General features: G+C 72.1%; 23 protein-coding genes and 1 tRNA gene. 15 read left to right on the forward strand and 9 right to left on the reverse strand.

The genetic code is table 11. The features are described 5' to 3' along the window. Positions 1–85 precede the first annotated feature (85 nt). The 9 genes from clpS (at position 86) to ABT093_RS14820 (ending at position 6,218) form a co-directional block, all read left to right on the forward strand. The gene (clpS, locus tag ABT093_RS14780; RefSeq protein ID WP_350564165.1) at positions 86–379 is read left to right on the forward strand and encodes an ATP-dependent Clp protease adapter ClpS; all 294 of its coding nucleotides are present in this window, start codon (positions 86–88) and stop codon (positions 377–379) included. A gap of 81 nt (positions 380–460) precedes the next feature. After that, positions 461–1,045 (forward strand): DUF2017 domain-containing protein, encoded by a 585-nt coding sequence (locus ABT093_RS14785; RefSeq protein ID WP_350564167.1) that lies wholly within the window; start codon positions 461–463, stop codon positions 1,043–1,045. Positions 1,046–1,268: 223 nt separating this feature from the next. Further along, on the forward strand, positions 1,269–2,726 hold the full coding sequence (locus ABT093_RS14790) for an amino acid permease (protein WP_350564169.1): 1,458 nt from the start codon (positions 1,269–1,271) through the stop codon (positions 2,724–2,726). A gap of 54 nt (positions 2,727–2,780) precedes the next feature. Beyond that, positions 2,781–3,212, forward strand: coding sequence for a M67 family metallopeptidase (locus ABT093_RS14795; RefSeq protein WP_350564170.1), 432 nt, complete (start codon positions 2,781–2,783; stop codon positions 3,210–3,212). A 150-nt stretch (positions 3,213–3,362) separates the two neighbouring features. Continuing rightward, the gene (locus tag ABT093_RS14800) at positions 3,363–3,482 is read left to right on the forward strand and encodes a putative leader peptide (protein ID WP_326846449.1); all 120 of its coding nucleotides are present in this window, start codon (positions 3,363–3,365) and stop codon (positions 3,480–3,482) included. A gap of 103 nt (positions 3,483–3,585) precedes the next feature. Further along, positions 3,586–3,864, forward strand: coding sequence for a MoaD/ThiS family protein (locus ABT093_RS14805; RefSeq protein ID WP_218200404.1), 279 nt, complete (start codon positions 3,586–3,588; stop codon positions 3,862–3,864). A gap of 96 nt (positions 3,865–3,960) precedes the next feature. Beyond that, on the forward strand, positions 3,961–4,929 hold the full coding sequence (locus ABT093_RS14810) for a PLP-dependent cysteine synthase family protein (protein ID WP_350564172.1): 969 nt from the start codon (positions 3,961–3,963) through the stop codon (positions 4,927–4,929). A 152-nt stretch (positions 4,930–5,081) separates the two neighbouring features. Beyond that, a complete protein-coding gene (locus ABT093_RS14815) occupies positions 5,082–5,273 on the forward strand; it encodes a MerR family transcriptional regulator (RefSeq protein WP_350564174.1) in 192 nt (63 codons plus the stop codon). Between the two features lie 198 nt (positions 5,274–5,471). Beyond that, positions 5,472–6,218, forward strand: a complete 747-nt coding sequence (locus ABT093_RS14820) for an MBL fold metallo-hydrolase (protein WP_350564175.1) — start codon at positions 5,472–5,474, stop codon at positions 6,216–6,218. Between the two features lie 4 nt (positions 6,219–6,222). On the opposite strand, the gene ABT093_RS14825 is transcribed toward ABT093_RS14820, so the two are convergent. Beyond that, a complete protein-coding gene (locus tag ABT093_RS14825) occupies positions 6,223–7,140 on the reverse strand; it encodes a branched-chain amino acid transaminase (protein ID WP_350564177.1) in 918 nt (305 codons plus the stop codon). 142 nt (positions 7,141–7,282) lie between these two features. Between ABT093_RS14825 and ABT093_RS14830 the strand changes: the two genes are divergently transcribed. Further along, positions 7,283–8,299 carry a LuxR C-terminal-related transcriptional regulator gene (locus ABT093_RS14830; RefSeq protein WP_350564179.1) on the forward strand — a complete coding sequence of 339 codons (1,017 nt, stop codon included), beginning with the start codon at positions 7,283–7,285 and terminating at the stop codon, positions 8,297–8,299. A gap of 37 nt (positions 8,300–8,336) precedes the next feature. Here the strand turns inward: ABT093_RS14830 and ABT093_RS14835 are convergent, their stop codons facing one another. From ABT093_RS14835 to ABT093_RS14850, 4 genes are all read right to left on the reverse strand, one after another. Continuing rightward, positions 8,337–9,626, reverse strand: coding sequence for an LLM class flavin-dependent oxidoreductase (locus ABT093_RS14835; protein WP_350564181.1), 1,290 nt, complete (start codon positions 9,624–9,626; stop codon positions 8,337–8,339). Further along, positions 9,623–10,669 carry an LLM class flavin-dependent oxidoreductase gene (locus tag ABT093_RS14840; protein WP_350564182.1) on the reverse strand — a complete coding sequence of 349 codons (1,047 nt, stop codon included), beginning with the start codon at positions 10,667–10,669 and terminating at the stop codon, positions 9,623–9,625. The genes ABT093_RS14835 and ABT093_RS14840 overlap by 4 nt, the downstream gene beginning before the upstream one ends. Positions 10,670–11,128: 459 nt before the next feature. Beyond that, on the reverse strand, positions 11,129–12,400 hold the full coding sequence (locus ABT093_RS14845; RefSeq protein ID WP_350564183.1) for a PTS transporter subunit EIIC: 1,272 nt from the start codon (positions 12,398–12,400) through the stop codon (positions 11,129–11,131). A 406-nt stretch (positions 12,401–12,806) separates the two neighbouring features. After that, positions 12,807–14,096, reverse strand: a complete 1,290-nt coding sequence (locus tag ABT093_RS14850) for a PTS transporter subunit EIIC (protein WP_350564184.1) — start codon at positions 14,094–14,096, stop codon at positions 12,807–12,809. 379 nt (positions 14,097–14,475) lie between these two features. Here ABT093_RS14850 and ABT093_RS14855 point away from each other — a divergent pair, with 379 nt between their 5' ends. The 4 genes from ABT093_RS14855 (at position 14,476) to rdgB (ending at position 16,897) form a co-directional block, all read left to right on the forward strand. Next, entirely contained in the window at positions 14,476–14,709 is a 234-nt protein-coding gene (locus ABT093_RS14855; RefSeq protein ID WP_063349220.1) for a PTS sugar transporter subunit IIB, read from the forward strand. Between the two features lie 174 nt (positions 14,710–14,883). Next, positions 14,884–15,618, forward strand: coding sequence for a ribonuclease PH (rph, locus tag ABT093_RS14860; protein ID WP_350564186.1), 735 nt, complete (start codon positions 14,884–14,886; stop codon positions 15,616–15,618). A gap of 209 nt (positions 15,619–15,827) precedes the next feature. Then, the gene (locus ABT093_RS14865; RefSeq protein WP_350564188.1) at positions 15,828–16,217 is read left to right on the forward strand and encodes a hypothetical protein; all 390 of its coding nucleotides are present in this window, start codon (positions 15,828–15,830) and stop codon (positions 16,215–16,217) included. Between the two features lie 74 nt (positions 16,218–16,291). Beyond that, entirely contained in the window at positions 16,292–16,897 is a 606-nt protein-coding gene (rdgB, locus tag ABT093_RS14870) for an RdgB/HAM1 family non-canonical purine NTP pyrophosphatase (protein ID WP_350564190.1), read from the forward strand. A 63-nt stretch (positions 16,898–16,960) separates the two neighbouring features. Here rdgB and ABT093_RS14875 read toward each other — a convergent pair. Then, positions 16,961–17,038 (reverse strand) — tRNA-Leu (locus tag ABT093_RS14875). Between the two features lie 14 nt (positions 17,039–17,052). Next, positions 17,053–17,883, reverse strand: coding sequence for an HNH endonuclease signature motif containing protein (locus ABT093_RS14880; protein WP_350564192.1), 831 nt, complete (start codon positions 17,881–17,883; stop codon positions 17,053–17,055). Positions 17,884–18,292: 409 nt separating this feature from the next. On the opposite strand from ABT093_RS14880, the gene ABT093_RS14885 reads away from it, so the two are divergent. Then, a complete protein-coding gene (locus tag ABT093_RS14885) occupies positions 18,293–20,671 on the forward strand; it encodes a chitinase C-terminal domain-containing protein (RefSeq protein ID WP_350564255.1) in 2,379 nt (792 codons plus the stop codon). Positions 20,672–20,761: 90 nt separating this feature from the next. On the opposite strand, the gene ABT093_RS14890 is transcribed toward ABT093_RS14885, so the two are convergent. Continuing rightward, positions 20,762–21,445 carry a hypothetical protein gene (locus tag ABT093_RS14890; RefSeq protein ID WP_350564194.1) on the reverse strand — a complete coding sequence of 228 codons (684 nt, stop codon included), beginning with the start codon at positions 21,443–21,445 and terminating at the stop codon, positions 20,762–20,764. Between the two features lie 183 nt (positions 21,446–21,628). Then, entirely contained in the window at positions 21,629–22,105 is a 477-nt protein-coding gene (bcp, locus tag ABT093_RS14895) for a thioredoxin-dependent thiol peroxidase (protein ID WP_350564196.1), read from the reverse strand. Positions 22,106–22,179: the final 74 nt, after the last annotated feature.

Here is a 22,179-nt window from a genome sequence, read left to right on the forward strand (position 1 = left end):
GGGGCTGGAGGGGCACGTGGAGACCACGTGACGGCCGGGTGGGAGCCACCCGGGAACCGAACTGAGCGGCAGGAGGGAACCGGCGGTGAGTGTCGCGCCCGTGGAGATCGAGCGCCCGGAAGTCGAGGGCGTACCCGTGACGGAGCCGGACACCCCGTGGGTCACCATCGTCCACAACGATCCGGTCAACCTGATGAGCTACGTCCAGTACGTCTTCCAGGCCTACTTCGGCTATCCGCGGGAGAAGGCCCGGAAGCTGATGATGGAGGTGCACACCAAGGGCCGGGCGGTGGTCTCCAGCGGCTCGCGCGAGGAGATGGAGCGCGACGTGCAGGCGATGCACGGCTACGGCCTCTGGGCGACCCTGCAGCACGACTGACCGCACGACCGGCCGCGCGGGCGGCCGAGCGGCCGATGCCGCGGACCACTGGAACCGACGAGGACGGGCTGACCGATACCGATGGCTGGGTTGTTCGAGAGTGCCGGCGGCGGGGGCGCGGTGCTCGCGCTGGACGAGCTGGAGGTCTCCATCCTGCGCTCGCTGGAAGTGCAGATGCTGGAGCTGATCGGCCCCGGTCCGGGCGGTGAGGGCGACGGGTCCGGCGACCCGCTGGCGGCGCTGTTCGCCGAGGGGCCGAGCAAGGCGCCCGACGACCCGGCGCTGGCCCGGCTCTTCCCGGACGCCTACGGGGACCCGGCCCGCCCGGCCGACGAGGAGTCCCGGGAGGCCGCCGGGGAGTTCCGCCGTTACACCGAGCTGGACCTGCGGGCCCGCAAGCGCGAGGACGCCCTGCAGGTCGTCCGGGCGCTGGACGGCCTGGGCGGCGAGGGCGGCCTGGTCAACCTGGACGCCGCCGCGTGCCTGCGCTGGCTGGGCGCGCTCAACGACCTGCGGCTGACCCTGGGCGTGCGGCTGGAGGTCACCGAGGACGACGAACAGGGGCTGTACGACCTGCCGGACACCGACGAGCGCAAGCCCCTGGTGATGGCCTACCTGTGGCTCGGCGCCCTGCAGGAGTCGCTGCTGGAGGCGCTCACCGACTGACGCCGGGGCCCGTTCCCGGACCGAGTCTCCCCCGTTCGGGGCAGGCCCCGGCCCCTCGTCCGCATGCCGGACGAGCGGCCGGGGCCTTTTCGTCCAAAACGGGCGAAACCCCATCAGGGCATGCTCAAATATCGCTCAGATGGACACCGGTATCCGGACCGTGCGTGGTACGACTGCTCCCCCGCGAGTCCCATCCGCGACATCCCCTCCAGGACGGTGCAGCATGACCGAACAGCTCTACGACGAGGTCGTCGACGCCAGGCCGGACGAGGAGGGCTACCACCGGGGCCTGGGCAGCCGCCAGATCCAGATGATCGCGATCGGCGGCGCCATCGGCACCGGCCTCTTCCTCGGCGCGGGAACCGCCATATCCAAGTCCGGCCCCAGCCTGATCCTGTCCTACGCCGTGGCCGGCGTGGTGATCTTCGCGATCATGCGGGCGCTCGGCGAACTGCTCACCTACCGGCCGGTGGCCGGCAGCTTCGCCGAGTACGCGCGGGAGTTCCTCGGGCCCTTCGCCGGCTTCGTGACCGGCTGGACGTACTGGCTCTTCTGGGTTGTCACGGGCATGGCGGAAACCACCGCCGCGGCCGTCTACGTGAAGTTCTGGGCACCCGAGATCCCGCAGTGGCTCTGCGCGCTCTGCTTCCTGCTGCTCCTCTACGGGGCCAACCTGATCTCGGTGAAGATCTTCGGCGAGATCGAGTTCTGGTTCTCCATGGTCAAGGTCACCGCGATCATCGGCATGATCCTGATCGGCGTCGGAGTGCTCACCCTCGGCTTCAGCGACGCCGGCGACACCGCGTCGGTCACCCACCTCTGGCAGGACGGCGGCTTCTTCCCCAAGGGCATCGGCGCCACCGTGATGACCCTGCAGATCGTCATGTTCGCCTACCTGGGCGTGGAACTCGTCGGCGTCACCGCGGGCGAGAGCGAGAACCCGAAGAAGACCCTCCCACGCGCCATCAACACCCTGCCGTGGCGGATCGCGCTGTTCTACATCGGCGCCCTGGTCGTCATCCTCTCGCTGGTGCCGTGGACCGAGTTCCAGCCCGGCGTCAGCCCGTTCGTCGCCACCTTCGGCAAGATCGGCATCCCCGCCGCCGCCGGCATCATCAACTTCGTGGTGCTCACCGCCGCGCTCTCCTCCTGCAACTCCGGCATGTACTCCACCGGCCGCATGCTGCGCGACCTCGCCCTGCGCGGCCAGGCCCCCGGGCGGCTCACCCGGCTCAACGGCCACCGCACCCCGGCCGCCGCGATCACCGTCTCCACGCTGCTGATGGGCGTCGGCGTGGTGCTCAACTACCTCGTCCCGGCCAAGGCCTTCGAGTACATCACCTCGGTCGCCACCGTCTGCGGCCTGTGGACCTGGGCGATGATCCTCGTCTGCCAGATCCGCTACCGCAGGGCCTGGCAGGCCGGCCACCTGCCGCCGCCCAGCTTCAAGGCCCCCGCCGGCGTCTGGAGCAGCTGGGCCGCGCTCGCCTTCCTGGCGCTGGTGGTCGTGCTGATCGGCCTGGACGCCGACAACCGGATCTCGCTGTACGTCTTCCCGGTCTGGGCCGTGCTGCTGGTCGCCGGCTACCGGGGGCTCGGACGCCGCGCCCCCGAGGCGGTGCACGCGGTCGCCCACGACCACCTGCACGTGCCGGACGGCGGCGGCAGCGACCCCCGCTGACCGCCCCCCGGACGCCCCGGCGGCCCGCCGCCGGGGCGTGGCTATCCTGGCGCCATGCTGACCATCACCCGAGAACTGCGCGACGCGATCGTCGCCCACGCCCGCGCCGACCACCCGGACGAGGCCTGCGGCGTGGTCGCCGGACCGGAGGGCAGCGGCCGCCCCGAGCGGTTCATCCCGATGCTCAACGCCGCCCGCTCGCCCACCTTCTACGAGTTCGACTCGGGCGACCTGCTCAAGCTCTACCGCGAGATGGACGACCGCGACGAGGAGCCGGTGATCGTCTACCACTCGCACACCGCCACCGAGGCCTACCCCTCGCGCACCGACGTGAGCTACGCCTCCGAGCCGAACGCCCACTACGTCCTGGTCTCGACCGCCGAGGGCAACGGCCCCGACGACCCGTACCAGTTCCGCTCGTTCCGCATCGTGGACGGCGTGATCACGGAGGAAGACGTCCAGGTCGTCGAGGCCTACCCGGCCTGACCCGCACCCACCTGGGCGGGGCCCGCCGACCGTCCGCGAGCGGTCGGCGGGCCACTGCCGTTTCCGGGCGGTCTCGACATGGGGGACGGACTCATCCGCATCCCGAGACGGGCATGGAGGAGCGGGGCCGGGAATCTATACGATGAGCCCATGCGTTCCGTCGATGTGAGCACTCAGGCCCCGGGCACCCGCCTCGTGGCGCGCCTGCACATCGACCTGTGCCGGCTCGCCAGCGCGATCTGTCCCGGCACGCCGGCGCGCTCGCGCTGAGCCGCCCGCCGCGGCCCGCAGCGGAGATCCCCGCCCCGGGCCGCAACGCCCTGCCGCGCCCGCTGCGGCCCACCCACCTCACGACTCGCACAGGAGCGCACCCATGGCCATCGAGGTCCGCATCCCGACCATCCTCCGCACCTACACCGACGGCGCCAAGGCCGTCGAGGGCACCGGCAGCAACCTCGGGGAACTCTTCACCGACCTCGACGCCCGTCACCCGGGCATCGCCGCCCGCCTGCTGGAGGGCGGCGAGCTGCGCCGCTTCGTCAACGTCTACCTGAACGACGAGGACGTCCGCTTCCTGGAGGGCATCTCCACCGCCGTCGCCGACGGCGACAGCGTCACCATCCTGCCCGCCGTGGCCGGCGGCGCCCGGTAGGCCCGGCCCCGCCACCCGCCGCCCCGTCCCGCGCACCGCCCGGGACGGGGCGGGTCCGCCCGTACCGATCCCGACCGCCGCCCGCCGGAGGACCCCTTGCGCTACGACAGCCCGCTCGAAGCCGTCGGCAACACCCCGCTGGTGCGCCTGCCCCGGCTGTCCGCCGCGGTGCCCGGGAACACCGAGGGCCTGGTCACCCTCTGGGCCAAGCTGGAGGACCGCAACCCCACGGGCTCCATCAAGGACCGCCCGGCGCTGCACATGATCGAGCGCGCCGAGGCCGGCGGCCGGCTCACCCCCGGCTGCACGATCCTCGAACCCACCAGCGGCAACACCGGCATCTCGCTGGCCATGGCGGCCAAGCTCAAGGGCTACCGGATGGTCTGCGTGATGCCCGAGAACACCAGCGAGGAACGGCGCGAGCTGCTCCGCATGTGGGGCGCCGAGATCATCTCCTCACCCGCCGCCGGCGGCTCCAACACCGCCGTGCGCATCGCCAAGGAGATCGCCGCCGAGCACCCCGACTGGGTGATGCTCTACCAGTACGGCAACCCCGACAACGCCGGCGCCCACTACACCGGCACCGGCCCCGAGATCCTCGCCGACCTGCCCACCGTCACCCACTTCGTGGCCGGCCTCGGCACCACCGGCACCCTGATGGGCGTCGGCCGCTACCTGCGCGAGAAGGTCCCCGGCGTGCGGATCGTCGCCGCCGAGCCGCGCTACGACGACCTCGTCTACGGCCTGCGCAACCTCGACGAGGGCTTCGTCCCCGAGCTGTACGACGCCGAGGTGCTCACCACCCGCTTCTCGGTCGGCTCCGCCGACGCCGTCCGGCGCACCCGCGAACTCCTCCAGGAGGAGGGCATCTTCGCCGGCGTCTCCACCGGCGCGATCCTGCACGCGGCGATCGGGGTGGGCCGCAAGGCCGCGCAGGCCGGCGAGCGCGCCGACATCGTCTTCGTGGTCGCCGACGGCGGCTGGAAGTACCTGTCCACCGGCATCTACACCGCCGAGTCCACCGAGGCCGCCGTCGAGGCGCTGCAGGGCCAGCTCTGGGCCTGAGGCCCCCGCCGGGCGGCGGGGGCCGGGGATTTGTCCGCACCGTGCTCCCGGTTCGTCACGGTACGACCACGGTGTCGGGTCCGGGGCCGGGATCGCCCGGCGCCCGGAAAGGCTGGCCACGAACGTCCCCCACGCACCAGCGGAGGTGACCCGTGAGCCGCAGCACCGACCTGTGGTCGTACACCGAGATCGCCCGCCACATCAACGTCCAGCCGGAGACCGTGCGCACCTACCGGCGGCACGGCCTGCTGCCCGAACCGGACCTGCTCGACGCCGCCGGACACCCTCGCTGGTACCCCGACACCATCCGCGCCTGGGCCCGCCGGCGCCCCGGCCGCCGCTGACCCGCCCACCGCGGCGCGCCCGCCCCCGTCTCCCCGGCGTTCTGGTGATTCCAGCCACAGCACGGCACGGAGACGGGGGCAAAGTGCCGGTCCGCCCTTACCCTCGACAACACGCGCAGGGCAGCGCCTCCGGCCGGTACTCCCGGCCCGCTGTCATGACCAGCGGCAGCCAGGACGTGTCGGGGCGGAGGGGCTCGGATGAAACTGACCGTGGTGGGGTGCTCGGGGAGCTTCCCGTCGGCCGACTCGCCGTGCTCCAGCTACCTGGTGGAGGCCGACGGCTACCGCGTCGTGCTCGACCTCGGCAACGGGGCGCTCGGCGCCCTGCAGAAGTACGTCTCGATCTACGACGTCGACGCCGTCCTGCTCAGCCACCTGCACGCCGACCACTGCGTCGACCTGTGCGCCTACTGGGTCGCCCGCAACTACCGGGCCGAGGGCTGCCCCGATCCGATGCCCGTCTACGGCCCGGCCGGCACCGCCGCCCGGATGGCCCGCGCCTACGACATGCCGGAGAACCCGGGGATGAAGGAGGTGTTCGAGTTCCGCACCCTCACCCCCGGCCGCTTCGACCTCGGCCCGCTGCGGATCGACGTCGCCCAGGTCAACCACCCCGTGGACGCCTTCGCCTTCCGGCTGGAACACGACGGCCGCAGCCTCGTCTACTCCGGCGACACCGGTGAGAGCGCCGAACTCGTCGAACTGGCCCGGGACACCGACCTCTTCCTGTGCGAGGCCGCCTACCTCGACGGCCGCGACACCTACCGGGCGGTCCACCTCAACGGCCGCGAGGCCGGCGAGCACGCCACCGCGGCCGGCGCCCGCCGGCTCGTCCTCACCCACATCCCGCCGTGGACGGATGCCGAGGTGAACCGGCGGGACGCGGCCGCCGCCTACGCGGGACCGGTCGACATCGCCCGGGCCGGCGCGGTCTACGAGGTCTGACCGCTCACTCCACGTACGTCAGCCAGTGCCGGTAGCGCCCGTCCGCGCCGCTCACCGCCGCTTCGTAGGACGCCCGCAGCCGATCCGTCAGCGGTCCCGGGGCCGCCGGAAGCTCCCGGTCGTCCAGCGAGCCCACCGCCACCACCCCGGCCGCCGTGCCGCACACGAACACCTCGTCCGCCGCGTACAGGTCGGAACGCAGCAGCGCCTCCACCCGCACCGGCACACCCAGGTCGCGCGCCAGCGTCAGCACGGTGTCCTGGGTGATCCCCTCCAGGGCGCCCGCACTCGTGGGAGGCGTGCGCAGCACCCCGTCGCGCACGACGAACACGTTCTCCCCGGTGCACTCGCTCACCGCGCCGTCCGGGCCGAGCAGCAGCGCCTCGTCGTACCCCGCGTCGGTCGCCTCCCGGCGGGCCAGCACCGAGTTCAGGTACGGCCCGGTCGCCTTCGCGGCCGGCGGCACCGCGTTCGGGTCGGTGCGCCGCCAGCTGCTCGTCTTCAGCCTGATCCCGCCCCGCCCGTCCGGCAGCTGGGAGTGCCACTCCCAGCTCGCGATCGCCGTGACGGTCGGCGAGGACCGCATGTCCAGGCCCATCGCGCCGTAGCCCAGGAAGGCGAAGTGCCGCAGGTAGCAGGACCGGTGACCGTTGGCCCGCACCAGGTCGACCGTGGCCTTCGCCAACTCGTCCACACCGTGGGGGAGTTCCATGCGCAGCATGCGCGCACTGCGGTCCAGCCGGCGAAGGTGCTCGGGCAGCCGGAACACGGCCGGGCCGTCCGCCGTGGCGAACGCCCGGGTGCCCTCCAGCACCCCGGTGCCGTAGTGCAGGCCATGGGTGAGGACGTGCGTGGTCGCCGAGTGCCAAGGCACCAGCGCACCGTCCAGCCAGATCGTCGAAGCTTCGGGAAGAGCCGTCATGTCCGCCATCCTGACCACCCGACCGCCTCCGGTCAGCGCCGCGGCCACTGCCGGAACCGGCCATGACCAGGAGCGGAAGCGACCCGTCTCGCAGGGTGGAAGCCCCGCACGGATCCGCGCCGGGCGTCAGTAGGCTGCGCCGATGGAGAGCCCCGCAGACCCGGACGCCACCCGGCTCTACGCCCGCCTGCTCGCCGAACCCGGCCGCCCACCCGGCGAGTTGTTTCCCGACTGGGACGAACGGAGGCTCGCCGCCGCCACCGCCGAACTCCTCGGCCTCGGCCTGCTCCAGCCCGCCGCGGGCGGCCCCGCCCCAGGGCCCGCCCCAGGGCCCGGTCCCGGCCACGCCGCGGTGTCCGTGGACACCGCCGTCCGGCAACTGCTGTTCGACGCCGACCGGCAGGTCGCCGACCTCGTCGGGGCCCTGGACCGGGCCCGCGAGGCGGTCGACCGGCTGCACACCGGCTACCTGCCCGTGCAGGAGCGCCACCGCGCCGGCAGCGCGCTGGAGGTCGTCCGCGGCGCCGACCGGATCGCCGCCCTGCTGGAGGACGCCGCCCGCGGCGCCCGCGGCGAGGCACTCTCGCTGCGCCCCGGACAGGACCTCTCCGGCCCGGCCCTCGCCGGCAAACTCGCCCGCGAACGCCTCGCCCTCGCGCACGGCGCGGCCCTGCGCGCCGTCCACCCGGCGGCCGCGCTGCGCCGCCCTGCCGTGCTCGGTCACCTCCGGGAGCTGACGGAGGCCGGGGCCCGGATCAGGGTGGCCCATTCGCTGCCGCTCTGGCTCATCGTGGTGGACGCCCGGCTGGCGATCCTGCCCGCCCCGGGGGCCGGGCCCGGCGGGGACGCCCCGGTCGCGGAGGCGGCCGTGGTGGTGCGCGAGCCGACCCTGGTCGCCCTGGTCGCCGAACTGTTCGAGTACTTCTGGTCGGCGGCCTGGACGCCGGCCGAGCTCCTGTCCGGCGGGACGGGGACGCCCGGCCGGCACGCCGAGGTGCTGCGACTGCTGGCGGCCGGGCGGACCGACGCGGCGATCGCCCGCAAGCTGGAGCTCTCCGAGCGCACGGTGCGCCGGCTGGTCGCCGAACTGACCGCCGACCTGGGCGCGGAGAGCCGCTTCCAGGCCGGCGTGCACGCCGCCCGGCTGGGCCGGGTCTGACGGCGGGGCACGCCGGCCGCGGCGGTGTGGGGTGGTGTCAGGGCCGGCCGGGGACCGGCAGGCCGAGGTGGTCGCGCAGCGTCGTCCCGGTGTACTCGGTGCGGAACACCCCGCGCTCCTGGAGCAGCGGCACCACCCGGTCGACGAAGTCGTCCAGGCCGCCGGGGGTGAGGTGCGGGACGAGGATGAAGCCGTCCGCGGCGTCGCTCTGCACGTGGTGGTCGAGCTGGGCGGCGACGCTCGCCGGGGTGCCGATGAAGCTCTGCCGGCCGGTCACCTCGATCACCAGCTCGCGGCTGCTGAGCCCCTTCTCGGCGGCCACCGCACGCCACTTGGCCGCGACCTCCAGCGGGTCGCCGAGCGAGGTGCGGCCCTGGACGAGGCCCGAGTCGCGCACCGGGTCGACGGCCGGCAGCGGGCCGTCCACGTCGTGGCCGGAGAGGTCGACGCCCCAGATCTGCTCCAGGTAGTTGATCGCGGTGGCCGGGCTCACCTGGGCCCGGCGGATCGCGGCGGCGCGCTCGACGGCCTCCTCCTCGGTGTCGCCCAGCACATAGGTGACCCCCGGCATGATCTTCAGCTCGTCGGGCTTGCGCCCGTACGCGGCCAGCCGCCGTTTGACGTCGGCGTGGAAGGCCTGGCCGGCGGCCAGTGTGGAGTGCCGGCTGAAGACCACGTCGGCGGTGGCGGCGGCGAACTCGCGGCCCTCGTCGGAGTCGCCGGCCTGGATCACCACCGGGTGGCCCTGCGGTGGGCGCGGCACCGAGAGGGTGCCCTCGACGTCGAACTGCGGGCCCTGGTGGCGGACCGTTGCGGTGCCCGCGGCGTCCCAGAACTCCCGGGCGAGCGCGACCGTCTCGGCGGCCCGGGTGTAGCGGTCGGCCCGGTCGAGGTAGCCGCCGCGGCGGAAGTTCTCGCCGGTGAAGGCGTCGGAGGAGGTGACCACGTTCCAGGCGGCGCGCCCGCCGGAGAGGTGGTCCAGGGAGGCGAACCGGCGGGCCAGTTCGTAGGGCTCGTTGAAGGTGGCGTTGACGGTGGCGGCCAGCCCCAGGTGGGTGGTGACGGCGGCGAGCGCGCCCAGCACGGTGATCGACTCGGGGCGGCCGACCACGTCCAGGTCGTGGATCCGGCCCTTGACCTCGCGCAGCCGCAGGCCCTCGGCGAGGAAGAAGAAGTCGAAGCGGCCGCGTTCGGCGGTCGCGGCGAGGTGGCGGAAGGAGTCGAAGGCGATCTGGCTGCCGGAGGCCGGGTCGCTCCACACGGTGGTGTTGTTGACGCCGGGGAAGTGCGCGGCGAGGTGGATCTGCTTGAGCGGACGGTCCGTCATCGGGTCACCTCGGCGTGGGCGGCGGGGGCGGGGGCGGCGATGGTCGCGGCGAGCGCGTAGCGGCTGGCGGGGCGGGCCAGGCCGAGGTGCTCGCGCAGGGTGCGGCCGGTGTAGCCGGTGCGGAACAGTCCGCGCTCGCGCAGGGCCGGCACGACGCGGTCGGCGAGCGCGGCGAGGTCGCGGGCCGGATCGGCGGGCACCAGGTGGAAGCCGTCCACCCCGCCGCCGCCCTCGGTGATCTCGCCGAGCAGGGCGTCCGCCGCCGGTTCGTCGGGGAGCGCGGCCGGGATCCGGGCCAGGATCCGCAGCGCCTCGCCGCCGCGCAGCCGCAGTTCGGTGGCGGCGGTGAGCCGGGTGGCCCGGTCGGGGGCGTCGAGCAGGACGACGTCGGCGTAGCGGGCCGCGGTGTCGACCCGGGCGCGCCCGCCGGGGGCGGCGTCCGGCGCGAGGTCGGCGGCGGCGACGCCGACCGCGACGACCGGGCGGCCCTGCGGCGGGCGGGGGGTGATGGAGGGGCCGCGCACGGAGAAGTGCGGGCCCTCGAAGTCGATGTGGTGGAGCTTGGCGCGGTCGACGAAGCGGCCGGTGGCGGTGTCGCGGATCTCGGCGTCGTCCTCCCAGCTGTCCCAGAGCCGGACGGCCACCTCGGCGGCGTCGGCGGCCTCGGCCCAGAGCTCGTCGGCCGGGGCGGTGCCCTTGCGGCCGAAGGCCCGGGCCTCGGCCTCGGTGTCGGAGACGCCGACCAGCCAGCCGGCCCGGCCCTCGCTGACCCAGTCCAGGGTGTTGACCGAGATCGAGGTGTGGAACGGCTCGGTGTGGGTGGTGGTGACGGTCGGGACCAGGCCGAGGCCGCGGGTGACCGGGGCGAGCCGGGCGAAGGTGGCGAGCGCGTCCAGCCGGCGCGGTTCGGGGGTGTAGGAGTCGTCGAGGGTGACGAAGTCGAGTGCGGCCCGTTCGGCGAGCCGGGCGAGGGCGGTGAAGTGGGCGGCGTCGACGTGGCCGGGGCTGTCGAGGGCGGCGGAAAGGTGCAGCTGGCGGGGCATGGGTGGCCTTGACTTTCCTGGGACGGAAGCGGTGCGTGCGGCGCTCGCGCACCGGCCCGTGCCCCCGTTGTCCCCGGGCGGGGACGGGGCGGGCGGGTGCGCGCGGGCACGGGCCGGCCCGCCCGGGACGCGGGCGGGCGCGGGTGACGGGGTGGTGCGGGGGCCGGGGCGCGGCGGGGACGTCAGCCGGGCGGCGGCGGGAACGCTCGGGTCAGCCGCGACACGCCGCGGACCACACGCGACCGAAGTCGATGTGGCTGCGGGTCACCAGCAGGCGGGGGGCGTTCACCGCTTCAGTTGACCAGCGCGTCCGTGTGTTCGTCAACCACCGTCTCAGCGGGCGGCCGCCGCCGCGGACACCCGGACGGGCACGCCCGGGCACGCGAACGGCCCCGCCCCGCCACCCGGGGAGCGGGTGGCGGGGCGGGGCCGTGAGCGGCGTGCGGTGGTCTTCGGGCGTCAGGCCTTGGTGACGTCCTCGATCTCGTCGTCGTCCTCGCGACCGGGGGTCTTGATGTCGAACTTGATGATCGCGAAGCGGAAGAGGAAGAAGTACAGGGCGGAGAACGCGAGGCCGATCGGGATGATCAGCCACGGGTCGGTGGCCAGGTTCCAGTTGAGCAGGTAGTCGATCAGGCCCGCCGAGAAGCCGAAGCCGTCGTGCACGCCGAGGGCCCAGGTGACGGCCATCGACAGACCGGTGAGGACGGCGTGGATCACGTACAGCACCGGGGCGATGAACATGAAGGAGAACTCGATGGGCTCGGTGACGCCGGTCACGAAGCTGGTCAGGCCGACCGAGATCATCATGCCGAGGACGGCCTTGCGGCGCTCGGGGCGGGCGCAGTAGGCGATGGCCAGGGCGGCGGCCGGCAGGCCGAACATCATGATCGGGAAGAAGCCGGACATGAACTGGCCGGCGGTCGGGTCACCGTGGAAGAAGCGCGGGATGTCGCCGGTCCAGGTGGTGCCGGAGGCGTCGGTGAAGCTGCCGACCTGCTGCTGGAAGAAGGTGTTCAGGAACTGGTGCATGCCGACCGGGATCAGCAGGCGGTTGGCGACACCGTAGATGCCGGCGCCACCGGCGCCGAGGCCGGTCAGCCAGTCGCTCGCGTTGGTCAGGCCGGTACCGATCGGGCCCCAGACCAGGCCGAACACGACACCGAGCAGGGTGCCGACGAAGGCCATGATGATCGGCACCAGGCGGCGGCCGTTGAAGAAGCCGAGCCAGTCGACCAGCTTGGTGCGGTGGTACTTCTGCCAGATCACGGCGCTGAGCAGGCCGACCACGATGCCGCCGAAGACGCCCGGGTCCTGCGGCTTGCCCTTGGGCAGGGCGGCGGTGACGGAGCCGTCCATCGGGAAGGCGGTGAGCACGTTCTTGTAGACCAGGAAGCCGACCAGGGCGGCCAGCGCGGTCGAGCCGTCGGCCTTCTTGGCGAAGCCGATCGCCACACCGACGCAGAACAGCAGCGCGAGGTTGGTGAAGACGGCGTCACCGGCGGTGGCGAACACCGTGGCGACCTTCCCCCAGCCGAGGCCGTCCTTGCCGAAGACGTCGTCCTGGCCGAGGCGCAGCAGGATGCCGGCGGCGGGCAGCACGGCGACCGGCAGCTGGAGGCTGCGGCCGATCTTCTGCAGACCCTGGAGCGTGTTCTGGCCGAACTTCTTTGCGGGGCTGGGTGTGGCCGGAGCCGTGGCGGGCGCCGGTGCCTGCGCAGACTGACTCATGGGGGTGGGTTCCTAACGGCAAGGGCGGATCGGTCGGGGGAAGGTGCACAGGGGGCCGAACCGCGAACTGGTCTACACCACACGTGGTGTAGACCAGTTTTGTAGCACGGGCGGAGGAGACGGGGAACCCTCGAAAGCGCCGCAGATGGGAAGCGCTATGAAATCGAAACCTACTTGCGGATCAACGATCTTGATTACCCGTCGTGATTGGGATTTTGGCTATTTGCGCAACAAAAAGCCGGGGCGGCCGAGGACTCCCCGGCAGGTCACCGGCGGGGTGCCGTCGGCTCGTCACGCGCCCGGCTCCGGCGTTCGCACCGGGACCAACGACCCGCCCCGGATATGCCGAAGACCCCCGGACCGGGGGTCCGGGGGTCTTTTCGGATTCGCCGTGGTGACGCTGGGTTTATGCCTTGGTCACGTCCTCGACCTCGCTCTCGTCCTCGCGTCCGGGCGTTTTCAGGTCGAATTTCACGATGATGAAGCGGAACAGCGCGTAGTACACGGCGGCGAAGCCGAGGCCGATCGGAATGATCATCCAGGGCTTGGTGGCCAGGCCCCAGTTGATCACGTAGTCGATCAGGCCGGCCGAGAAGCTGAAGCCGTCGTGCACCCCGAGCCCCCAGGTGACCGCCATCGACGCGCCGGTCAGCAGGGCGTGCACGCCGTACAGCGCCGGGGCGATGTAGGCGAAGGAGTACTCGATCGGCTCGGTGACGCCGGTCACGAAGGAGGTCAGGCCGACCGAGAGCATCAGGCCGTAGATCTCCTTGCGCCGGTGCGGCTTCGCCGCGTGGGCGATGGCCAGCGCGGCGGCCGGCAGGGCGAACATCATGATCGGGAAGAAGCCCGACTGGAACTGTCCGGCGGTCGGGTCGCCGCCCAGGAAGCGCGGGATGTCGCCGTGCACGACGGTGCCGTCGGGCTTGGTGAACTCGCCGAACTGGAACCAGACGAAGGTGTTCAGCAGCTGGTGCATGCCGATCAGCAGCAGGGCCCGGTTGAACACGCCGAAGATGCCCGCGCCGGCCGCGCCCAGGTCGGCGAGGTTCTGGCTGAACGAGTTCAGGCCGCGGCCGATCGGCGGCCAGGCCCAGACCGCCACGACGGCCAGCAGCATGCCGACCAGGGCGGTGATCATCGGCACCAGGCGGCGGCCGTTGAAGAAGCCCAGCCAGTCGACCAGCTTGGTGCGGTGGAAGCGCACCCAGAGCCAGGCCGACATCAGGCCGAGCAGGATGCCGCCCAGCACGCCCGGGTTCTGGTACGTCGCGGCCGCCGCCTTCGCCGAGGTGTAGTCCACGCACTGGTCGCTCACCAGCACGGTCGGCGGCTTGCAGTCTTCCGGGAAGGCGTGCACCACCTTGTAGTAGACGAGGAAGCCCACCACCGCGGCCAGCGCCGTCGAGCCGTCGGCCTTCTTCGCCATGCCGATCGCCACACCGACGCAGAACAGCATGGGCAGGCCGAGCGAGGAGTCCAGCAGCGCGCCGCCGGCCGCCGCGAACACCTTGGCGACGTTGTCCCAGCCCAGGCCGTCCTTGCCGAAGACGTCGTCCTGCCCCAGACGGTTGAGGATGCCGGCGGCGGGCAGCACCGCCACCGGCAGCTGGAGCGAGCGGCCCATCTTCTGGAGGCCGCCGTAGAAGGTGTGCCACCACGTGGTCCGCGGTGCTGTGGCGCCTGCCGAACTCATCCTTCGCCCTCCGGGTGCAGTGGCCGGCCGCCGGCCCCCGCCGGGAGCCTCGGGCGGGGACCGGGAACACCCGGGGCCCTTCCTGCGTTCATCGGGGTACACCTATATTGGTGTAGACCACTTTGGGACGCAGGCGGCGCGCCGGGAGACGGCCCCACTGCTCGTCATCCTCGGACGCCGATCCGCGGCATGCGCGCCGGAGTGGGCCAAAAGTGGACTAACGTGGCATATCGGTCCGGCTCGGGTCATGCTGGTCGCGCTGCTCCGGCAGCGTGCCACGGCACGACCGACCACTGACCCCGCGTCACCGCGACCGAGGTCACCGCGCAGGACGGCACCCGGCAGAGCAGCCGACGGGCCGAGACAGAGGGAGAAAGCAATGGCCAGCAAGGCTGAGAAGATCGTCGCCGGTCTGGGCGGCATCGACAACATCGAAGAGGTCGAGGGCTGCATCACCCGCCTGCGCACCGAGGTCAAGGACGCCTCCCTGGTCAACGAGGCCGCGCTGAAGGCCGCCGGCGCCCACGGCGTCGTGAAGATGGGAACCGCGATCCAGGTCGTCATCGGCACCGACGCCGACCCGATCGCCGCCGACATCGAGGACATGATGTGAGCTGAGCCCACCGGGCTCGCGCACCCCGGCCCGCCGACCCCTCCGGTCGGCGGGCCGCGGCACGTCCCGGCACCGGCGGCGGCCCGTCCGGGCAGACCCGGACGCCTCGGGACGCCTCAGGACGCCTCGGGGCGTACCCGGACCACCCGCCGCAACCGACTACGCTCGGTGCCTATGTCACGCATCGACGGCCGCACCCCCGACCAGCTCCGTCCCGTCACCATCGAACGGGGCTGGAGCAAGCACGCCGAAGGCTCCGTCCTCATCTCCTACGGCGACACCAAGGTGCTGTGCACCGCCAGCGTCACCGAGGGCGTCCCGCGCTGGCGCAAGGGCAGCGGCGAAGGCTGGGTCACCGCCGAGTACTCCATGCTCCCGCGCGCCACCAACACCCGCGGCGACCGCGAGTCCGTCAAGGGCCGCCTCGGCGGCCGCACCCACGAGATCAGCCGGCTCATCGGCCGCTCGCTGCGCGCCGTGGTCGACCACCGCGCCCTCGCCGAGAACACCATCGTCCTCGACTGCGACGTCCTCCAGGCCGACGGCGGCACCCGCACCGCCGCCATCACCGGCGCCTACGTCGCGCTCGTCGACGCCGTCTCCTGGGCCCGCGAGCGCAAGCTGCTGCGCGCCAAGGGCAAGCCGATCACCGGCGGCGTCAGCGCCGTCAGCGTCGGCATCATCGACGGCGTCCCGATGCTCGACCTCCAGTACGAGGAGGACGTCCGCGCCGAGACCGACATGAACATCGTCTGCACCTCCGACGGCCGCTTCGTCGAGGTCCAGGGCACCGCCGAGGGCGCCCCCTTCGACCGCGCCCTGCTCGACCGGCTGCTCGACCTCGGCACCCTCGGCTGCGCCGAGCTCGACGAGGTCCAGCGCAAGGTCCTCGGCGAGCTGGAGGGCTGACACCGGCGAGCCGGCGCCGGCGGGCCGCCCCTTACCTCCTGAGGGCGCGGTTCCGCTTCGGTTTCCGGAAATCACCGGCTCCGGGCACGGCCGCTGTACAGGCCGGGCCCGGAGCCCGTACGGTTCCCGCAGCACCCGATTGCGGGAACCGCGCACCCCTCAGCGCGCGTCCTTCCCTTCCGGATACCCCGCGCACCCAGGAGGACCGGATGCCCCAGAGCATCGCCCGCCCCACCATGCTCGCCGTGGCCGGCCTGATCGCCATCCTCCCGCTCAGCGCGGTCAGTTGCTCCGCCGCCCAGAAGGCGATCGACTGCGGCAACACCGCCGTCAAGATCACCGGCGACATCAACGAGGTCAGCAACGCCTACAGCAACGCGAGCAACGACGCGGCCGCCGCCGGGCAGGCGCTGCAGAAGCTGAAGAACGACCTCGACCAGCTGGGCAAGAACTCCAAGGACACCGACGTCGCCCAGGCCATCACCGACCTCGGCACCCAGGTCGAGAAGGTCCAGCAGGCGGTCAACAACAAGCAGGTGCCGGACTTCAAGCCGCTCGGCGACGCCGCCTCGAACCTCACCAAGGTCTGCACCGGCTGAGGCGCCGACCGGGGCGGCGGCCGGGGCTCCGGCTGACGCGGGATCACACCGTTTGCTCGGTTTAGGGTGGTTCCATGACCACTCGACTCATCCTCGCCACCCGTAACCAGTACAAGGTCGCCGAACTGCGCGACATCCTCGGCGATGCCGGCCTGGACGTCGAGCTGGTCGGCGCCGACGCCTACCCGGAGATCCCCGACGTCCCCGAGACCGGCGTCACCTTCGCCGAGAACGCCCTGCTCAAGGCACACGCGCTGGCCCGCGCCACCGGCCTGCCGGCCGTCGCCGACGACTCCGGCCTGTGCGTGGACGTCCTGAACGGCGCGCCCGGCATCTTCTCCGCCCGCTGGTCCGGCAAGCACGGCGACGACCGCGCCAACCTCGACCTCCTGCTCGCCCAGCTCTCCGACATCGCCGCCGAGCACCGCGGCGCCCACTTCTTCTGCGCCGCCGCCCTCGCCCTGCCCGACGGCACCGAGCGCGTCGTCGAGGGCCGCCTGCTCGGCACCCTGCGCACCGCCCCGTCCGGCGACGGCGGCTTCGGCTACGACCCCGTCCTCCAGCCCCTCGGCGAGACCCGCACCTGCGCCGAACTCACCCCCGCCGAGAAGAACGCCATCAGCCACCGCGGCCAGGCCTTCCGCGCCCTCGCCCCGGTCGTGAAGGACCTCATCGCCTGACCCCCGCGCACCACGGCAATGGCCCACCTGCCTTTGATTTGAAGGCAGGTGGGCCATTTTGCTTGGTACGCCCGGTGGGACTCGAACCCACGACACTGCGATCCTAAGTCGCAGCCCTCTAGCCAGCTGGGGTACGGGCGCACGTCGGCACAAGCCTACCGGCTGCCGGGGGCGCCGATGACAGGTTTGCGGTTCCGTCCGCAGTACGTCGGGGTGACGGCGTGGCAGTTCGGGCAGAGCAGCCGGAGGTTCTCGCGCCGGTTGTCGAGCCAGTCGCCGTTGATGTGGTCGACCTCCAGCGTCAGCGGACGTCCGCGCCAGGACGGCGGGGTGCCGCAGCCGGAGCAGGCGTCCGGTGTGCCGATGTGGACGAGCATGGCCCGCAGCCGGTCGCCGGGGACGCGGTGGCTTCCGGGCGGCAGCGCCACCAGGAGGGCGTCCGGACGGACCCGGGGCCCTGTCCGCGCGCCCCGGTTGTGGGCCGACCCGGTGAAGTGGCCGGTGTCCAGTCCGTGACGGGCGATGACGTTCTTGACGAGCTTGCGCGCCCCGCCGCTCTCGGAGAGGCCGAGCGCCCGGATCACGCCGGCGATGCTGGACTGTTCGCGGACGGCCGTGATCACCTGCTCGTCCCGGACCTCCCCGCGGAAGTGCGAGGTGTCGATGCCGAACTCGGCCAGTCGCCGCTTCATGTAGGAGTACGCGCTGTCGTACGGCACCACGCCCAGCTCGCGCAGCATCGCGCCGATCCCGGTGCTCCTCGCGGCGGCCTCGGCGAGCTGCTCCCGGGTGTAGGTCCGGCGCTCGTACGCGGGCCGGCCGCCGGTGAAGTGCGAGGTGTCGATCCCGTAGTGCCGCAACCGCTTGCTCAGGTAGCTGTGCGTGCCGCCCGCCAGCGGCACGCCAAGCCTCCTCATCATGTCGTTGACGCTGGACGACTCGGCGGCGACCGCCGTCAGCAGGTCGCGGGTGTACCTGACCGCCATGACTCTCCCCTTCGGGCTCGCGCGTGCCCGTCCCCCGTCCGGGTGAACGATCGGTGAGGCGTTCGGTTACGGGGGTGGTGCCGGCGGGGGCCCGGGTGGGGGGTGGTCGGCATGCGGAGGAGTGCGGGGGTGGCTGGGGTGTGGGGGGTGCCGGGTGACCGTCGACAATCAGCCGTTCGACCGGGGATGTTGGGGAATTGATTACCAATTGGTACAGACCTATTGACCTATGTGGTTCAGACCACATAGCTTCGGCGCCAATCTGCTTTCCCCCACGTGCGTGCTCCCCCACAGGCACGCGCCGACACTCTGCCCGGAGGACCGAGTGTTGATCCGATCCTCGGCGGAGCGGCGTCCCACCGCTGCCCGTCGTTCCACGAGCCCGGCGGCCCGCGCCGGCCTGGCCGCGATGGCGGGTGCGGCGATGGCCGGCCTGCTGGTGGCCACGCTGGGCGCGGCGCCTTCCCAGGCGTCCGCCGCCGTCGACAACGCGGCCTGTCGCCCCGACGGCCTGTACGCCACGCCCGGCGTCGACGTCCCCTACTGCAGTGTCTACGACACCAACGGCCGCGAGAAGATGGGCGCGGACCACCAGCGCCGCATCATCGGCTACTTCACCAGCTGGCGCACCGGCCAGGACGGCACCAAGCCGTACCTGGTCAGCGACATCCCGTGGGACAAGGTCACCCACCTCAACTACGCGTTCGCCCACGTCGGTTCGGACAACAAGCTGTCGGTCGGCGGCGACAACGCGCAGAACCCGGCCACCGGGATGTCCTTCCCCGGCGTGCCCGGCGCGGAGCTCGACCCGTCGCTGCCCTACAAGGGCCACTTCAACCTGCTGACGAAGTACAAGAAGCAGTACCCGAACGTCAAGACGATGATCTCGGTGGGCGGTTGGACCGAGACCGGCGGGTACTTCGGGGACGACGGCAAGCGCGTCAACTCCGGCGGCTTCTACTCGATGACCGTCAACCCGGACGGCAGCGTCAACCAGGCGGGCATCGACACCTTCGCCAACTCGGCCGTCGACTTCATCAAGAAGTACGGCTTCAACGGCGTCGACGTCGACTACGAGTACCCGACCTCGATGAAGGACGCGGGCAACCCGCTGGACTGGCAGATCGCCAACGGCAAGCGCGGCTCGCTGGCCAAGGGCTACGCGGCGCTGATGAAGACGCTGCGCGAGAAGCTGGACCGGGCCGGCGCCGCCGACGGCAAGCACTACCTGCTCTCGGTCGCGGCCCCGTCGTCCGGCTACCTGCTGCGCGGCATGGAGACCTTCCAGATCGCGCAGTACCTGGACTACGTCGACATCATGTCGTACGACCTGCACGGCTCCTGGAACAAGTACGTCGGCCCGAACGCCGCGCTGTTCGACGACGGCAAGGACGGCGAGCTGGCGGCGGCCAACGTCTACGGCACCGGCCAGTACGGCGGCATCGGCTACCTGAACGCCGACTGGTCGTACCACTACTTCCGCGGTGCGATGCCCGCCGGCCGGATCAACGTCGGCCTGCCGTACTACACCCGCGGCTTCAAGAACGTCCAGGGCGGCACCAACGGTCTCTGGGGCACCGCCGCGGCGACCACCTGCCCGGTCGGCTCCGGCCTGACCTCGTGCGGTGACGGCGCGGTCGGCATCGACAACATCTGGAACGACAAGGACGACGCGGGCAAGGAGTCCCCGGCCGGGTCGAACCCGATGTGGCACGCCAAGAACCTGGAGAAGGGCATCGTGCCCGACTACCTCTCCAAGTACGGCGTGACCGACACCGCCCTGCAGGGCAGCTACGTGCGCAACTACAGCTCCACCCTGGTGGCGCCGTGGCTGTGGAACGAGACCAAGAAGGTCTACCTGTCGACCGAGGACGAGCAGTCGATCGCCGCCAAGGCCGACTACATCGTCAACCAGGGTGCCGGCGGCACGATGATCTGGGAGCTCGCGGGCGACTACAAGTGGGACGCCACCGCCAACGGCGGCAAGGGCCAGTACGTGCCCGGTGACACGCTGACCACGCTGATGTACGACAAGTTCAAGGCGGCCTCGCCGTACGGCGCGACCCGCTCGACGATCGCGCTGCCGCAGCAGACCCTGCCGATCGACGTGTCGTTCACCAACTTCGCGCTGGGTGACTCGAACTACCCGATCAACCCGAAGATCCACATCGTCAACAACTCGACGACGACCCTGCCGGGCGGCACCGAGTTCCAGTTCGACTACAGCAACTCGGCCCCGGGCAACGCCAAGGACCAGTCCGGCTTCGGTCTGACCGTGATCAAGCAGGACCACTCCGGCACCGGCAACGTGGGCGGCCTCAAGGGCACCTACAACCGGGTCTCGGTGAAGCTGCCGGGCTGGCAGTCGCTCGCGCCGGGCGCGTCGATCGACATGGACTTCGTCTACTACCTGCCGGTGTCCACCCCGTCCAACTGGACGGTCAACGTGGGCGGCACGCTGTACGGCCTCAAGGGCGACCTGACCCGCGGCGCGGTCGACGGCGGCACGACGCCTCCGACCACCCCGCCGACGACGCCTCCCACGACGCCGCCGACCACGCCTCCCACCACCCCGCCGACCACGCCTCCGACCACGCCTCCCACGACGCCGCCGACCACGCCGGCCGGCTGCGCGGGTGCGCCGAGCTGGGACGCGGGCACCACCTACGCCACCCCGACCAAGGTCTCCTGGAAGGGCCACTACTACCAGAACAAGTGGTGGACCAAGGGCGACGACCCGAGCGCCAGCGGCTCTTGGGGTGTCTGGAGCGACCTCGGCGCCTGCTGATGACAGCGGTCGCCTGAGGTGAGAGACGGCGGTGGCGGTGCACCCGGTCGGGGGGTGCGCCGCCACCGCTGCGTCGTCGTGTCTCCGGGCCTACTTCTCGATGTCGCCGCGCATCGTGGCGAACAGGGCGGCCGCCTCCGCCGGGGTGGTCCTGGGGAACAGCGCGACGCCGGCCGTGGAGGCGTCGGACCAGCCGCAGACGACGTCCGTGGTGGGAGCCTCCGGCAGCTTGAGGCACTCCAGCGAGCCGCCGAGCGGGCCGGCCGCGAACGGGGTGGCGGTGGTCGGCTCGCCGGTGGAGCCGTTGCGCAGGGCGTAGTCGATCATGCCGCGCCAGAGGTGCTCGCGGCGCTTGGCCGGGTCCTCGGGGATGTTGTCGACGGCGATCAGCAGGATCCGGCGGCCGGAGGTCTGGCCGGGGCGGTCGAAGTCGGCGAGCACCATGTGCATGTTCTCGCGCATCTCGCCCGGGTCGACGGCGACGTCGGAGACGGCGTCCTTCCCGGTGGTCCTGGCGAGCCCGCCGGCCGTCCGCGCGTCGACGACCCGGCGCTTTCCGGCCGGGGCGGAGGGCTTGGCGGAGCCGCTCGCGGAGCTGCCGGCGGCGCTGCTCGCGGGTGCGGAGGCCGGTGCCGTGGCGGGCGCCGTCGCCGGTGCCGAGGCGGCCGGGGTGGCCGGCGGCGGTACGGCGGTGTCCTCGTTCTCCGGCCCGCAGGCCGTCAGCGCGAGCGCCGCGACGATCGCGCCAGCGACGGCGACACGGGCGGTGGACACGGATCTGGCACTCTGCACGGCTCTACTCCTGGGGCGGGAACGTGACCCGGGCGGCTGGCGCCCGGTGAGCAGAACGCTAGGGGGTGCGGGCCCGCCGCCGACAGGTCCCGGGCAGAGCGCGGACAGCACCGGGACACGGCGGTGACGAAACGTCACGCGCCGCCGCCGTGCCCGGGCGTCGCGTCAGGCCGCGGCGACCTTGAGGTCGCGCAGCAGCTTGGCGACGTGGCCGGTCGCCTTGACGTTGTACAGCGCGTGCTCGACCTTGCCCTGCTCGTCCACGATCACGGTGGAGCGGATCACGCCGGTGACGGTCTTGCCGTACAGCTTCTTCTCGCCGAACGCGCCGTAGGCCTCCAGCACCTTCTTCTCCGGGTCGGAGAGCAGGGTGACCTTGAGGTCCTCGGCCTCGCGGAACCTGCCGAGCTTCTCCGGCTTGTCCGGCGAGATGCCGATGACGTCGTAGCCGGCCCCGGAGAAGACCTCCAGGTTGTCGGTGAAGTCGCAGGCCTGCTTGGTGCACCCGGGGGTGAGCGCGGCCGGGTAGAAGTAGACGATCACCTTGCGGCCGAGGTGGTCGGCGAGGGACACCTCGTTGCCGTCGGCGTCGGACAGGGTGAAGGCGGGCGCGGTGTCACCGGGCTGGAGACGCTCACTCACGGGTTTCTCCTGGTGCTGGACGGGCGGTCGTACCACGGCAAACCTACCTCCGATGGTGGGTGGGGCCGCGCGGC

This window comes from Kitasatospora sp. NPDC002551 (genome assembly GCF_040296005.1).
Lineage (GTDB): Bacteria > Actinomycetota > Actinomycetes > Streptomycetales > Streptomycetaceae > Kitasatospora.

Bases quoted from the DNA above. Each gene is read 5' to 3' on its own strand.
- ABT093_RS14805 (WP_218200404.1), top strand. From the start codon at position 3,586: ATGGCCATCGAGGTCCGCATCCCGACCATCCTCCGCACCTACACCGAC.
- ABT093_RS14850 (WP_350564184.1), bottom strand. From the start codon at position 14,096: ATGAGTTCGGCAGGCGCCACAGCACCGCGGACCACGTGGTGGCACACC.
- ABT093_RS14855 (WP_063349220.1), top strand. From the start codon at position 14,476: ATGGCCAGCAAGGCTGAGAAGATCGTCGCCGGTCTGGGCGGCATCGAC.
- ABT093_RS14835 (WP_350564181.1), bottom strand. From the start codon at position 9,626: ATGACGGACCGTCCGCTCAAGCAGATCCACCTCGCCGCGCACTTCCCC.
- ABT093_RS14820 (WP_350564175.1), top strand. From the start codon at position 5,472: ATGAAACTGACCGTGGTGGGGTGCTCGGGGAGCTTCCCGTCGGCCGAC.
- rdgB (WP_350564190.1), top strand. From the start codon at position 16,292: ATGACCACTCGACTCATCCTCGCCACCCGTAACCAGTACAAGGTCGCC.
- ABT093_RS14845 (WP_350564183.1), bottom strand. From the start codon at position 12,400: ATGAGTCAGTCTGCGCAGGCACCGGCGCCCGCCACGGCTCCGGCCACA.
- ABT093_RS14830 (WP_350564179.1), top strand. From the start codon at position 7,283: ATGGAGAGCCCCGCAGACCCGGACGCCACCCGGCTCTACGCCCGCCTG.
- ABT093_RS14800 (WP_326846449.1), top strand. From the start codon at position 3,363: ATGCGTTCCGTCGATGTGAGCACTCAGGCCCCGGGCACCCGCCTCGTG.
- ABT093_RS14885 (WP_350564255.1), top strand. From the start codon at position 18,293: ATGGCGGGTGCGGCGATGGCCGGCCTGCTGGTGGCCACGCTGGGCGCG.
- ABT093_RS14840 (WP_350564182.1), bottom strand. From the start codon at position 10,669: ATGCCCCGCCAGCTGCACCTTTCCGCCGCCCTCGACAGCCCCGGCCAC.
- ABT093_RS14785 (WP_350564167.1), top strand. From the start codon at position 461: ATGGCTGGGTTGTTCGAGAGTGCCGGCGGCGGGGGCGCGGTGCTCGCG.
- rph (WP_350564186.1), top strand. From the start codon at position 14,884: ATGTCACGCATCGACGGCCGCACCCCCGACCAGCTCCGTCCCGTCACC.
- ABT093_RS14865 (WP_350564188.1), top strand. From the start codon at position 15,828: ATGCCCCAGAGCATCGCCCGCCCCACCATGCTCGCCGTGGCCGGCCTG.
- ABT093_RS14790 (WP_350564169.1), top strand. From the start codon at position 1,269: ATGACCGAACAGCTCTACGACGAGGTCGTCGACGCCAGGCCGGACGAG.
- ABT093_RS14880 (WP_350564192.1), bottom strand. From the start codon at position 17,883: ATGGCGGTCAGGTACACCCGCGACCTGCTGACGGCGGTCGCCGCCGAG.
- ABT093_RS14795 (WP_350564170.1), top strand. From the start codon at position 2,781: ATGCTGACCATCACCCGAGAACTGCGCGACGCGATCGTCGCCCACGCC.
- ABT093_RS14825 (WP_350564177.1), bottom strand. From the start codon at position 7,140: ATGACGGCTCTTCCCGAAGCTTCGACGATCTGGCTGGACGGTGCGCTG.